Raw genomic sequence first — 13,140 nt, 5'->3', positions numbered from 1 at the left:
TGACGTGGTACACCATTTCAGGCATTATAGAGATATAGACAGATTTGGTATGACGGGAGGGTAAAAGTCATGCTGTCAACGAATCAGATTATAGAAGCCATGTCTAGCCAAGGGCTTCGTATTACGGATCAACGAAAGACGCTCGCTAGACTTTTTGCGGAAACAGAAGGTTATTTGTCACCAAAGGATGTATACGAATATATGGGCCGGACATACAGCGGGCTCAGTTTTGATACGGTTTATCGAAATCTCAGGGTCATGCAGGAACTAGGTGTACTTGAACAAGTTATCTTTGAAGATGGAGTGAAATTTAAGGCTTCTTGCAGCTCGGGACATCATCATCATCATCTGATCTGCCTTCAGTGTCAGAAGACGCTTCCAATTGAGTTTTGTCCAATGCAGCTTACGGATACACCCGATCAATTTCAAGTAGTGGAGCATAAGTTTGAAATCTTTGGTTATTGTAAAGACTGTCAAGTATCTGGCAAAGTGTCGCCGAAGACTAATCAGAATCAAGCTTCATCAAAGGGTCAGTAAAAATGAAGGTTACTCGTACAATTGCAAAAGCACCTGTAACATTTTATCGGAAATTTATATCGCCGCTGAAACCTCCGAGTTGTCGGTTTTATCCGACTTGTTCGGCTTATGCACTAGAAGCGATCGAGGTTCATGGTGCGGTAAAAGGTTCATTTCTCTCTGCTAAACGAATAATGAAATGCCATCCCTTTCATCCAGGAGGCGTGGATTTGGTTCCACCCAAAAAAGGAAGTCAGGATTCTTCCACATCATAGCCGAATAGGCATGGATAACCTTGACATGGATTGCGTTCGTTTAGTATTATTTTGATAAATTCATATGTTTTCTTATGAAGGGATAAGTACAGTTAACATCTGCAGTACAGAGAGCCGGGGAAGCTGCAAACCGGTCTGTGGATCACTGGAAAATGGTCCTGGAGGAATCACTTTCGAGCTGTCTTCTGTATACAAAGGAAGAGGTAAGGGAGTGGCGTGTTCCAGCGTTAATGGGGTCCGGTTGATGACACAACATAACCGGTTGAGCCTGTGATCCGTGAGGATCCAGGGAATTTGGGTGGTACCACGTGAGAATAACAGACTCTCGTCCCATAGGGGATGAGGGTCTTTTTGTATTGTCTTCTGGTATTTTTTGCAGAATGACAGGGCGCCAGCACCAATTATTTTATAGGAGGTATACGAATGACGGAGAAAAAAACATTTTACATCACAACACCAATCTACTACCCAAGTGACAAGCTGCATATTGGTCATGCTTACACAACGGTAGCAGGAGATGCGATTTCAAGGTACAAAAGGCTAAGAGGTTATGACGTTCGTTATTTGACAGGTACGGATGAACATGGACAGAAAATCGAACAAAAAGCGCAGGCAGCAGGTAAAACGCCGATTGAATTCGTAGACGAAATTGTTGCGGGGATCCAGGATCTATGGAAGAAACTCGATATTTCTAACGATGACTTTATTCGTACAAGTGAAACAAGACATACAAAGGTTGTTCAAGATGTATTTGAACGTCTGGTTAAGCAAGGTGATATTTATAAAGGGGAATATGAAGGATGGTATAGTATTCCTGATGAAACGTACTACACAGAAACTCAGCTTGTGGATACAGTCAAAGATGACCAAGGTAATATCATTGGAGGAAAAAGCCCAGATAGCGGACATCCTGTAGAACTTGTTAAAGAAGAATGTTATTTCTTCAAAATGAGCAAATATACAGATCGTCTTTTAGCGTTCTACGAGCAAAACCCAGAATTTATTCAGCCGAAGTCTCGTAAAAATGAGATGATAAACAACTTTATCAAACCAGGACTTGAAGATTTGGCTGTCTCTCGTACAAGTTACGATTGGGGAGTAAAAGTAAAAAGCGATCCGAAACACGTCGTATATGTGTGGATTGATGCGCTGCTTAACTATATCACTGCACTCGGGTATGGTACTGATGATACAGCTCTATATGATAAATTCTGGCCGGCTGATGTTCATCTCATGAGTAAAGAGATTGTACGTTTCCATACAATTTATTGGCCGATTATGCTGATGGCTCTGGATCTTCCACTGCCGAAGAAAGTATTTGCACATGGCTGGCTGCTTATGAAAGACGGTAAAATGTCCAAATCTAAAGGGAACGTAGTCGATCCCGTTACTTTGATTGATCGTTATGGTCTGGATTCCTTACGGTACTATCTGCTTCGCGAAGTCCCATTTGGTTCTGATGGTACTTTCACGCCTGAAAGCTTTGTAGAACGTGTGAATTCTGACTTGGCGAACGATCTAGGTAACCTCTTGAATCGAACTGTAGCGATGGTTCATAAATATTTTGATGGAAAAACACCGGCATACCGCTCAGGAGTGACGCCATTTGATGCAACAATAGAAGAATTGGCACTTACGACGGTACAAAAAGTAGAAGAAGCGATGGAGAATTTAGAATTCTCTGTAGCCCTTACTTCGATTGGACAATTTATTAGCCGCTGCAATAAATATATTGATGAGACTCAGCCTTGGGTTCTGGCGAAGGATGAAGCGAAAAGAGAGGAACTGGCTTCCGTTATGGCTCACCTTGTGGAATCTCTTCGCGTAGCGTCCATTTTACTGCAGCCGTTCTTAACGCAAGCACCGCGTAAAATTTGGGAGCAACTTGGTATTGAAGAAGGCGAACTGACTGCTTGGGACAGCACAAAACAAGCAGGGCTGATCCCTGAAGGCAACGAGCTTCGTAAAGGAGAGCCAATTTTCCCTAGACTGGATGTAGAGCAGGAAGTAGCATATATTGCGAATGCGATGACAGGCGGATCCAAACCAGAGGCTGCGAAAGAAACGGAAGCGAAGGAAGTTCCTGCTCCGGAAGGCTTACCTGAGATCGGAATTGAAGATTTTGCAAAAGTGGAACTTCGCGTGGCACAGGTAATTGCTTGCGAGCCGGTGAAAAAAGCAGATAAACTGCTGAAACTGCAGCTTGATCTTGGCTACGAACAGCGCCAGGTTGTATCTGGTATTGCTAAATTCTATACTCCAGAGGAAATGGTCGGCCGTAAAGTAATCTGTGTAACGAACCTAAAACCAGTGAAACTTCGGGGTGAATTATCTCAAGGGATGATTTTGGCAGCGTCACACGGCGATCAGCTGACCCTTGCTACCGTTCCAGAAAATATGCCGAACGGGGCTATTGTGAAGTAAGCTTTTTATAGGGCTTATAAAATAAATGAAAAAGAGCATACTCGTAGGATGAAGGATATATGTCATTTCAAAAGTACGGTATGCGGATGAGGCGTCCCTTCGGGGACGCTTTTTCCATATGAAAAAGTATTGACATCCAAATGAGGGATACCTATACTACTATTTAGTAGTAATCGTTACGATTACGATTAAACAGAATAAAACTTTTTAAATATGGAGTGGATGAAATGAAAAACAGGCTTACGAATTCGGCAAAAAGGTCACGGCTTTTTATGACGGTTGCCTTATGCAGTATCATGATGCTGATTGTATCCGCATGCGGCAGCAATTCGGGTAGTTCTTCCCAAGGAAAAATCTCAGAGGACAAGTTTAATGTAGTTACTAGTTTTTATCCGATTTATGAGTTTACGAAGGCGATCGGCGGAGATGATGTTAATGTGATTAATCTGCTGCCAACGGGTGTTGAACCGCATGACTGGACACCACGAAGTCAAGATATTGTGAATACATCCAAAGCGGGTTTGTTCTTATATAATGGTGCGGGCCTTGAAGCATGGGTTCCTAATTTTCTGAAAGGTCTAGATAAAGATTCCAATGTGAAAGCAGTGGAAGTAAGTGCAGGCATTCATCTAATCGATTCAGAAGAAGAAGAGCATACACATGAAGGCGAAGAACATGATGATCATGCACATGAGAATGAACAACATGAAGACGATGGACATAATCATGGTTCTATTGATCCTCATACCTGGGTAAGTCCAAAGTCAGCGCTTGTTATGGCAGAGAACATCAAGAACAGTCTTGTCGAAGCCGATCCAGAACATAAGACGGGATATGAAGAGCGTTATGGTGAACTTAAACAACAACTAGAAGATCTCGATACCAAGTTTACAGAACAACTTTCTAAGGTATCTCAAAAAGAAATTGTGGTATCTCACCAGGCATTTGGATATTTAGCACGTGATTATGGACTCACACAACATTCAATTATGGGACTTTCCCCTGATGCAGAACCAACAGGACAAGATATTGTGAAACTTGCTAAGCTGGTGAAAGAAGAAGGAATTCGCTATATTTTCTTTGAAGAGTTAGTCTCTGATAAACTGGCAAAAACTCTTGCATCTGAGGCTGGTGTAGAAACCATGGTTCTTAACCCGGTAGAGGGACTTACAAAAGAACAGTTGGAGAATGGAGATAATTATTTCACGCTAATGGAGAAAAATTTGCAAAATCTCATAACAGCTTTACAATAGAATGTGATCAACCTTGATCACTGTATCAAGGTTAGCTTAAGAAGAAGGAAGGAAGACCATGCAAAAGGCTGATAATATATGTCATGATCCGGTTCTTGAGATAAAGAATCTCTGTTTTTCATACGGTGAGCAGCAGGTCATTAACAATCTGAACTTCACAGTGAAGGAAAGAGATTTTGTTGGTGTCATTGGATCAAATGGAGCGGGAAAAACGACGCTCATGCGCATGCTGGTCGGGTTGTTACCTCCAGGCGATGGTGAGATCCGTTTGTTCGGTCAATCCATCGCTAAATTTAAGGACTGGGAACGCATCGGATATGTACCGCAGAAGAATGCTTTTAATCCGCTCTTTCCAGCAACGGTTCGGGAAGTGGTGCTTTCGGGGCTTTATAATAACAAACATATTTTCCGCAAAATGACGAAAAAGCATAAGCAGCAATGTGATGATGCTCTTGAAGTGATGCGGATCCAGGATTTGGCGGATAAAAGAATAGGACAGCTGTCCGGAGGTCAACAGCAGCGTGCATTTTTGGCTAGGGCGCTGATCAATCACCCTGACCTGCTAATTTTAGATGAACCTACGGTAGGGATTGATGCTGAAACACAGGCAAGTTTCTTTGAACTGATTACTCACATGCACAAACATCATCATATGACATTCCTGATGGTATCGCATGATATTGAAATGATCAAAGGATACCTTGGAAACGAACCTCAGCAAGTGAACGGTAAAATCAACTTTTATGTTCGTCATTCCCATGACCTGGAGAATTGTGTTCAGACAGATTTGCAACATTCGGTGTTATAGGTGTCAAAGGAGTCGTGAAGATTGGAAATATTAACGAGTGATTTTTTTCAGCGGGCATTAGTCGGGGGGATTCTTATTGGAGTCACCGCACCGCTGATTGGTTTGTTCTTAGTACTGCGCAGACTCTCCATGATTGGAGATACGTTGTCTCACGTTACGATTGCAGGTGTGGCTTTTGGTTTCTTGATCGGGGTCTATCCGATTGCGGCAGGGCTTGTCTTTGCTGTAATTGCATCCTTTGGAATTGAGAAATTACGAAAAGCTTATAAAAGTTACGCGGAATTATCTATTGCAATCATTATGTCAGGCGGGGTAGCACTAGCTTCCTTATTTTTTACACTCGGCAGGGGGTACAACGCGGATGTAATGAGTTATTTATTCGGCAGCATTTACACACTCGATCGTACCGATCTTATGGTTGTTGGTGTTGTGACTGCGATCGTCATTTTGGTGGTTGCTTTATTTCACAAGGAGTTTTTCCTGCTCAGTTTTGAAGAAGATGCAGCAGCCGTTACCGGCCTTCCTGTAAAAATTCTAAACATGCTGCTTACCATTATGACGGCACTTGTTATCAGTACAGCGATTAAAATTGTTGGGGCGCTCCTCGTATCCGCGCTATTAACAATTCCGGTAGCCATTAGTTTGCTTCTAGCAAAAAGCTTCCGGGCTTCGATTATTTTATCGGTTATCATCTCGGAGATTGCTGTAATCGCAGGGCTTGTGATCGCAGGGATTTGGAATCTGGCACCAGGAGCAACCATTGTTTTATTGCTAATTGGATTGCTAGTTGTCATTATGCTTGGGAAAAAAGGGGTTCGGGCTTAAGATATTTTGTTCGAATCCCTAACTCATGAGGAGGCGTTCCTTCAATGCCTGATGTAAACGTGTGGCTTGCTTTCGGGGCAGGTATAGCTTCGTTTCTGTCCCCATGCAGCTTGCCGCTGTATCCTTCGTATTTGTCATACATAACCGGTTTGTCTGTACAGCAACTGAAGAATGAACAAAATAAGAGAGAAATACGTTTACGAACCTTAAGTCACACCCTTGCTTTTATCCTTGGTTTTTCTGTTGTGTTCTATACTTTGGGACTTGGAGCAGGTCTTTTTGGTGAATTTTTTTACGAGTATAAAGATTTGATTCGAATGTTATCCGCTGTACTCATCATCGTCATGGGACTGATGTTAATTGGCCTTTTTCAGCCTCAATTTCTAATGAAGGATCGTAAGATGAATATAAAGTGGAAACCGGCGGGATATCTCGGATCTTTTATTTTTGGTATTGGGTTTTCTGCAGGTTGGTCTCCTTGCATAGGACCCATCCTTGCCGCCATTATAGCTCTTGCTGCGACTGAGCCGGGCACGTGGATTGGTTTAATTACAGGATATACGGCAGGGTTTGCTGTCCCATTTTTCGTTCTTGCGTTCTTTGTAGGTACGACTAGATGGATTACGAAGTACTCTGGCATTCTAATGAAAGTCGGAGGCAGTATCATGATCTTAATGGGGATATTACTCTTTACGGATCAAATGATCCAGATCACCATTTGGCTGCAGCGGATTACTCCTGAATGGATGAAAATTTAGATCAATTTGTTTTAAATGTATAGAGGTGCTTCCCTATAGCCGTCTGCTTTGACGGATTATAGGAAAGCACCTTTTTATTATATATAAACGATAAGTGCTACGTGAAATACTCGATTTTTGATTCAGGAAAATATTCGAAAATCCGTTCTGTAATAAATTCGCGTAACGCTTGTTGTTGGTTTTTTGGATATACATATTTATATTGCCCATATTTGCCCCATTTAGTTTCCCGTTTGGCAATATCCATCTCAAGCTTTGATTTTGGATAACGTTGTTCAATTAGATTCTTTGCTGTCTTTGTGAAACGATGCTGGATCATTTCAAAAGTTAAATCTTTGGTAGCATCTTTAGGCAGGGTGTTCGCTAACCGTTTTAAAAGATCGCCGTATCCTTCTTCCCATCCCTCATGCCAGATAATAGGAGCGATAATAAACCCTAATGGATACCCTGCATGAGCAATTTTCCCGGCTGCCTCAATTCTCTCCTCAAAACGAGAGGTATTTGGTTCAAAATTTTTAATGACGTAATCTGCGTTAACACTAAATCGAACACGAGTATTTCCACCATGCTTCAAGTTAAGCAGAGGTTCTACATGGTGGTATTTGGTTACAAACCGTAATCTGCCGAACTCTTCGTTTGCCATAAAGGTAATCAGGTCGGCTAGGTTTCCTGTGATATGCTCTAGACCTACGGGATCTGAGGTACAGGCTGCTTCAAATCGGGTAATCTCGGGTTTGCGTTCTTCAATATAGTCCTTAGCCGCTAGAAGAATATCATCCGTATTCACATATACACGCACATAGGGTTTGGCGCCGAGTGTCGTTTGTAAGTAACAATAATGACAATGACCCATACAGCCAGTAGAGATGGGAATTGCATATTCAGCAGATGGCTTGGATTGATCAAATTTTAAGGTTCTGCGAATACCAACAACGAGTGTACGCTTGGCGATTCGATATTTCTCCAGGTCTGTTTCACCAGGCAAGTTCGTAATTCGGTTGTGGGAAGTCGTCATATGATATTCGATGTTTTTTTCTTTTACCCATTCGAGGATACGCTGTCCTTTGGGATAGTCGAGGGAACTGGGTTCAAAATAAACAAGATCAGGGACAAAAGCTTTAGTGGGCCTAACTTTTCGTTCAGGTCTTTCTAAGACTTGAGTCGGCATGAAAAAGCTCCTCTCACATTGTAATTCACTACGTATTTTGCCTGGTCAACTGTATTCTTAAGCATGGTAACATTACGTATTGAAGGGGAGGCTACGCTCTTCAGGGACTTGCAAATCCTATTCAATAACATGTATCATAACAAGAGCAAACTTTACTCGGCCGCAAGGACGCTAGTTCATTAATGAAATGAGGTTAGGCACATGCCAACGCCCAGTATGGAAGACTATTTGGAGCGAATTTATAAGTTGATCGATGAAAAAGGGTATGCGCGTGTATCCGATATTGCGGAAGGACTCGAAGTGCATCCGTCCTCAGTAACGAAAATGATACAGAAGCTGGATAAAGACGAATATTTAATCTATGAGAAGTATCGAGGCCTCATCCTTACACCAAAAGGTAAAAAAATCGGAAAAAGACTAATGGATCGCCATGAACTGCTTGAAGAATTTTTGACCATTATCGGGGTACAGGACGAGAACATATACAGAGACGTGGAAGGGATTGAGCATCACCTTAGTTGGGATTCCATCACTTGTATTGAGACTCTCGTGGAGTATTTTCGCCGTGACGATGCAAGACTGCAGGATCTTCGAAACGTCCGTAAGGAACTAACAAACGAATCTTAAAGAAAGAAACACCATCCTAGGGTTTAACACAGGATGGTGTTTTTATATTCATTCGCAACTTTCAGCATAAAAAAACGTCTATAACTATAACATATGGGTTATTTTTCTAAATTTATCATGCTTGGAGGACAATGTTTTATGAGGAAAGTTAAAGAATGCCTTGCTTTGTTACTAGTTGTATTTCTTGTACTGCAGGGAGCCCCGATCTCTGCGGCAAGTTCGAGTGAAATTACGATTTATTTGGATGGAAGTCAGCTTAAGACAGATGTAGCCCCTTATCTGAAGCCGAAAGATAATGTAACGATGGTTCCGCTGCGAGTAATTAGTGAGGGAATTGGGGCTTCGGCAAAATGGAACCAGGCTGCAAAAACGGTAAACATTCAAGGGCTCTATACTTCGATTTCCTTAACGAATGGAAAAACAACCGGGATTGTTGACGGGAAGACCGTAAATTTAACAACATCAGTAGAAATTATTAAGGGACGAGTTATGGTTCCTCTACGGTTTGTAAGCGAGCATCTAGGCCTGCAAGTGACCTGGAATCAATCAGCTAAAACGATTAAACTGACTACAACCAATTTATGGCCTGCAGACCCAGAGATTCCAAGTGTACCAGGTGAACCAAGTTCGGAAATAAGAGGGGCCTGGATATCTACAATTAATGGAGACTGGCCTAAATCAGGTTCTGCTAAAAATATAGCAAAACAAAAGCAAGATTTTATCAAAGAGTTAGATTCTCTTGAGTCTATGGGGATTAACAGCGTATATGTTCAGCTTCGCGGAGCATCCGATGCGATCTATCCATCGGCTGTCGTTCCATGGAATAAAGTACTGACCGGGACACAGGGGCTCGATCCAGAGTATGATCCCGTTGCGTTTATGGTTGAGGAAGTACATAAACGAGGAATGGAATTCCATGCTTGGTTTAATCCTTTTCGTGCAAATACCACAACGAATACAAGTACGCTGGCAGCAAACCATGTCATAAAACAGCACCCGGAATGGATCGTAACCGCTAAAAACCAAATGTATATTAACCCAGGTATCCCTGAGGCAAGACAGCATATTGTTGATGCAATTATGGAAGTGGTAAATAACTACGACATTGATGGAGTTCATCTTGATGACTACTTCTATCCCTCAAACACGACGTTTAATGATGGTGCTGCGTATAAGCAATATAATGCAGGCAAATTCAAGAACATAGAGGACTGGAGAAGAAACAACATTAATCTATTTGTTCAGAGTTTGGGACAAAGTATTAAGCAGTCTAAGCCATCAATAGAGTATGGTATCAGTCCTTTTGGGGTATGGAGAAACATAGCGAAAGACGCTACCGGATCTAACACCAAAGCGGGTGTAACAGCCTATGACGATATGTATGCTGATGTTAGAACATGGATAAAAGAAGGCTGGGTCGATTATGTGGCTCCGCAAATCTACTGGAGTATGTCGTTTACCGCTGCAAGATATGATGTGCTGGTAGACTGGTGGGCTAATGAAGTGAAGGGAACAAACGTAGACCTTATTATCGGTCATTCTCCTTATAAGCTCGGAACAGCAGAAGTTGGCTGGCAGACATCTGAGGAGATTATAAGTCAGCTCAAATACAATGAACAGTATGAAGATATCATAGGATCTATATTTTTCAGCAGCCAATATCTCACCAAAAATCCACTGGGACTCGTTCAAGCGTTAACTTCATATTATACAAAATAACAAAATAGAAAAATGAAAATCGATTAGAGTTTATTCCTAAGAACCTCGAATAAAAAAGGATACAAAAGAACCCCGCAGATGGTATTATCCCCTCATGGTAGACAGTGAAAAAAGAGAACATGTTACAATGAACTCAAACACTGGAAAACCGGAGGGGATTTTTGTTATGTCAGCGAAGAAAGGTCAAACTTTTAATCGATATAGTGAAGAAACGAAGAAAGAGGCTGTCCGTTTGCGAGTAGAAGAAGGGTGGACGTACAGTCGAATCATGGAGAAGTTTGGAATCAAAAGTGAGAGCCAGATTATCACATGGGTTCGTAAATGCCAAAATGGTGAGGGGTTTGAGGATTACCGGGGACGTTGGGCGAAGAAGCATTTTAGTAGTGCGGAAGAAGAAAATGCATATCTGAAAGCGCAGGTAGAATATCTAAAAAAGCTAAATCCAAACTTGCACGGGGAGGGAAGCTGGATTTCGAAGCCCGGTGCCAGTCCATTCGAGAAATAAGCAAAGTGGCTCCCGTAGTTTGGCTATGTAGAATCGCTGAAATATCACGTGCAGGCTACTATAAATGGAAGAAGAATTTAGTTCATCGAGAGAAACGAGCAAATCGTGATGCAGATCTAAAGGCACACATCTTGAGCATTCATCGAATTCGTCCGTATTTCGGTTACAAGCGAATGCGTACTGCTTTAGGAAAAGAAGGCTTCGTTGTGAATCACAAGAAGGTCCGTCGCTTAATGAGAGAACTTCAGATTCGTTCTGTTATTCGCAAGAAACGTCCGTTTTGTGGCCGCAAACCATCGGCCTTGTTCCCTAATGTCTTAAATCGGGAATTCTCTGCGACTGCTCCTGTGCAGAAGCTTGTGACAGATATTACATATGTCCGGATTGGGCATGAATTTGCTTATCTCTCGGCTGTAATGGATTTATATAACAACGAAATAGTAGCCTGGGAACTCTCCGAGCGCAATGACCTAAAACTCGTTATGGACACTGTGCAGCAACTAAAAGATGGACCCTCTTTGCTCCATTCGGACCAAGGGTTTCAGTATACCTCGAAAAGCTATGCTAAGTTGCTTGAAGAGAAGCAGTTGACAGGGAGTCATTCCCGACGTGGAAACTGCTATGACAATGCTTGTATCGAGTCGTTCTTTTCCCACTTAAAGACGGAAAAGCTGTATTTGGAAAAGCCTAATAATCTGGAACAAGCAAGAAGCCAAATTACGGAGTATATTTCATTTTACAATAAGGAACGTTTCCAAAACAAACTCGGCGACCTCTCCCCAATCGAATTCCGGGAAAAAGTCGCCGCGTAAATGGAAAATCCTCTTTTTTTAATGTCTACTTGACGGGGCTATGACCAAGACGTCAGTTCTGCGGGGTTCTTTTATAATCTTTAATGATATTTAGGGAAATCAGAATCATCCTTATCTCTCTTATTTCCTTCGATGACGTGAAAAGGATAATCTTTTCTCTTTTTGGATGTTGTTGATTTTGCTCCATTTTTGGATTGACCAAGTTTTGCCATGGTTGCCGCTGACGGTTTGACTTTCGGGTGTTTCTTCCTGCTGTTAGCATAACCAGCCGGCGGCTTCCGATAAAACCAAAACATCAAACCGGCTAGAATGATAGGAAATATGAGCTCCTTCCAAGCGCCATTCGCTGCAAATACAATGAACTGAAAAATGGCTAAAGCCATGACTGAGAAGAAAATAACACCGTGTTTCAACATCTTCCAACCTCATCCTTTCACAGGATCCAAATTTCCGCTTGCATAAGATACGTTTACCGTAGCATTCTCAAGTTCTGCATCGAGTTCACGCATCCGATTGAAGGAGGCAATGGACACTTCCACCTGATCATCTGTAGGTTCTTTTGTAGTTAACAGCTGAAGCCATAGACCAGGGTATCCAAGATAACGGAGGACAGGAACATCACGAACTGCATTCGTAAACTTCAGAACTTCGAAAGACAGCCCTAGTACGACTGGTAAGAGAATGAGCCGCTGACCTACACGTTCCCACACATTATCATATGGGAAAGGAATGGAGAATAAAGAATAAACCAGTACCCCGACAATAACACTTAGAACAAGAAAACTACTGCCGCAGCGATAGTGAAGACGGCTGAACTTCTGCACATTGGCAGGTGTAAGCTCTACTCCTGCTTCATAAGCACTGATTACTTTATGCTCTGCTCCATGGTATTGGAACAGTCTCTTGATCGTTGGTGTAAGCGATATGACATACAAGTATAAAAATACTAGCAATATTTTAATAATACCTTCGATAAAGGTGTGACTGAATTTACTCAACCCCGTGTTACCAAATAGAAAATCTTCAATAAATACAGGTACAGCGGTGAGAACAACCTTGCCAAATACAAAGGACAGTACTCCGACAGCGGCTACGCCAATGACCATGGACAGGCTCCAGCCTTTATTTTCATTATCCTTCTGCTCTTGTCGTTCTTCTTCAGTTAACTCGTCATCTGCGTAAGCATCAGCAGAAAAGTTAAGATGTTTGGTTCCTTTGGCACTCGAGTCAATTAGACTAACAATCCCGCGTAAAAAGGGAATTTTTCTAAGTTTTTTAACCCAGGATTTATCTTGTTTGGGGACTTCTAAAAAAGCGATTTCCTGGTTTTTTCGTCTTACTGCTGTAACATTTACATGCTTCCCGCCAAACATTACGCCTTCGATGACTGCTTGGCCGCCGTAAGCTACTGGTTTTGATTCTTGAGGCAAAAGTTTCACCTTCCTATTCT

At 42.0% G+C, this 13,140-nt stretch carries 13 protein-coding genes; 10 read left to right on the top strand and 3 right to left on the bottom strand.

Annotation, left to right across the window (positions count from 1 at the left end; genetic code table 11):
* Positions 1-69 precede the first annotated feature (69 nt).
* From QPK24_RS16890 to QPK24_RS16860, 7 genes are all read left to right on the top strand, one after another.
* Entirely contained in the window at positions 70-537 is a 468-nt protein-coding gene (locus tag QPK24_RS16890; protein ID WP_285743129.1) for a Fur family transcriptional regulator, read from the top strand.
* 2 nt (positions 538-539) lie between these two features.
* The gene (yidD, locus tag QPK24_RS16885; RefSeq protein ID WP_285743126.1) at positions 540-791 is read left to right on the top strand and encodes a membrane protein insertion efficiency factor YidD; all 252 of its coding nucleotides are present in this window, start codon (positions 540-542) and stop codon (positions 789-791) included.
* A gap of 423 nt (positions 792-1,214) precedes the next feature.
* Positions 1,215-3,215: a methionine--tRNA ligase gene (gene metG, locus QPK24_RS16880; protein ID WP_285743124.1), complete on the top strand. Its 2,001-nt coding sequence runs from the start codon at positions 1,215-1,217 to the stop codon at positions 3,213-3,215.
* Positions 3,216-3,442: 227 nt separating this feature from the next.
* Positions 3,443-4,468 (top strand): metal ABC transporter solute-binding protein, Zn/Mn family, encoded by a 1,026-nt coding sequence (locus QPK24_RS16875; protein ID WP_407082924.1) that lies wholly within the window; start codon positions 3,443-3,445, stop codon positions 4,466-4,468.
* A gap of 58 nt (positions 4,469-4,526) precedes the next feature.
* Positions 4,527-5,276 carry a metal ABC transporter ATP-binding protein gene (locus QPK24_RS16870; protein WP_160033485.1) on the top strand — a complete coding sequence of 250 codons (750 nt, stop codon included), beginning with the start codon at positions 4,527-4,529 and terminating at the stop codon, positions 5,274-5,276.
* A 21-nt stretch (positions 5,277-5,297) separates the two neighbouring features.
* Entirely contained in the window at positions 5,298-6,101 is an 804-nt protein-coding gene (locus QPK24_RS16865; RefSeq protein WP_285743121.1) for a metal ABC transporter permease, read from the top strand.
* 44 nt (positions 6,102-6,145) lie between these two features.
* On the top strand, positions 6,146-6,859 hold the full coding sequence (locus QPK24_RS16860; protein ID WP_285743120.1) for a cytochrome c biogenesis CcdA family protein: 714 nt from the start codon (positions 6,146-6,148) through the stop codon (positions 6,857-6,859).
* Between the two features lie 97 nt (positions 6,860-6,956).
* Here the strand turns inward: QPK24_RS16860 and splB are convergent, their stop codons facing one another.
* The gene (splB, locus tag QPK24_RS16855) at positions 6,957-8,027 is read right to left on the bottom strand and encodes a spore photoproduct lyase (RefSeq protein ID WP_285743118.1); all 1,071 of its coding nucleotides are present in this window, start codon (positions 8,025-8,027) and stop codon (positions 6,957-6,959) included.
* A gap of 201 nt (positions 8,028-8,228) precedes the next feature.
* Here splB and mntR point away from each other — a divergent pair, with 201 nt between their 5' ends.
* The 3 genes from mntR to QPK24_RS16840 all read left to right on the top strand — a co-directional run bounded on the left by mntR (position 8,229) and on the right by QPK24_RS16840 (position 11,690).
* Positions 8,229-8,654, top strand: coding sequence for a transcriptional regulator MntR (mntR, locus tag QPK24_RS16850; RefSeq protein WP_285743116.1), 426 nt, complete (start codon positions 8,229-8,231; stop codon positions 8,652-8,654).
* Between the two features lie 138 nt (positions 8,655-8,792).
* A complete protein-coding gene (locus QPK24_RS16845; protein WP_285743114.1) occupies positions 8,793-10,373 on the top strand; it encodes a family 10 glycosylhydrolase in 1,581 nt (526 codons plus the stop codon).
* Between the two features lie 166 nt (positions 10,374-10,539).
* Positions 10,540-11,690, top strand: a protein-coding gene (locus tag QPK24_RS16840) for an IS3 family transposase (protein ID WP_407082915.1) whose coding sequence is annotated in 2 segments (ribosomal slippage) — positions 10,540-10,801 and positions 10,801-11,690 — 1,152 coding nt in all. Because the reading frame shifts where the segments join, the coding sequence is not laid out codon by codon here.
* Positions 11,691-11,770: 80 nt separating this feature from the next.
* Here QPK24_RS16840 and QPK24_RS16835 read toward each other — a convergent pair.
* Both QPK24_RS16835 and QPK24_RS16830 read right to left on the bottom strand, forming a co-directional pair.
* Positions 11,771-12,106, bottom strand: coding sequence for a hypothetical protein (locus QPK24_RS16835; RefSeq protein WP_285743112.1), 336 nt, complete (start codon positions 12,104-12,106; stop codon positions 11,771-11,773).
* A gap of 9 nt (positions 12,107-12,115) precedes the next feature.
* Positions 12,116-13,120, bottom strand: coding sequence for a DUF1385 domain-containing protein (locus tag QPK24_RS16830; RefSeq protein WP_285749385.1), 1,005 nt, complete (start codon positions 13,118-13,120; stop codon positions 12,116-12,118).
* Positions 13,121-13,140 lie beyond the last annotated feature (20 nt).

Origin of the sequence: Paenibacillus polygoni (assembly GCF_030263935.1) — a bacterium.
Lineage (GTDB): Bacteria > Bacillota > Bacilli > Paenibacillales > Paenibacillaceae > Paenibacillus > Paenibacillus polygoni.
This window is presented reverse-complemented; position numbering and strand designations above follow the sequence as displayed.

What these genes read in the sequence shown, in the direction of transcription:
- QPK24_RS16845 (WP_285743114.1), top strand. Translation starts at nt 8,793, where the DNA reads ATGAGGAAAGTTAAAGAATGCCTTGCTTTGTTACTAGTTGTATTTCTT.
- QPK24_RS16875 (WP_407082924.1), top strand. Translation starts at nt 3,443, where the DNA reads ATGAAAAACAGGCTTACGAATTCGGCAAAAAGGTCACGGCTTTTTATG.
- QPK24_RS16835 (WP_285743112.1), bottom strand. Translation starts at nt 12,106, where the DNA reads ATGTTGAAACACGGTGTTATTTTCTTCTCAGTCATGGCTTTAGCCATT.
- QPK24_RS16870 (WP_160033485.1), top strand. Translation starts at nt 4,527, where the DNA reads ATGCAAAAGGCTGATAATATATGTCATGATCCGGTTCTTGAGATAAAG.
- mntR (WP_285743116.1), top strand. Translation starts at nt 8,229, where the DNA reads ATGCCAACGCCCAGTATGGAAGACTATTTGGAGCGAATTTATAAGTTG.
- yidD (WP_285743126.1), top strand. Translation starts at nt 540, where the DNA reads ATGAAGGTTACTCGTACAATTGCAAAAGCACCTGTAACATTTTATCGG.
- QPK24_RS16890 (WP_285743129.1), top strand. Translation starts at nt 70, where the DNA reads ATGCTGTCAACGAATCAGATTATAGAAGCCATGTCTAGCCAAGGGCTT.
- metG (WP_285743124.1), top strand. Translation starts at nt 1,215, where the DNA reads ATGACGGAGAAAAAAACATTTTACATCACAACACCAATCTACTACCCA.
- QPK24_RS16860 (WP_285743120.1), top strand. Translation starts at nt 6,146, where the DNA reads ATGCCTGATGTAAACGTGTGGCTTGCTTTCGGGGCAGGTATAGCTTCG.
- splB (WP_285743118.1), bottom strand. Translation starts at nt 8,027, where the DNA reads ATGCCGACTCAAGTCTTAGAAAGACCTGAACGAAAAGTTAGGCCCACT.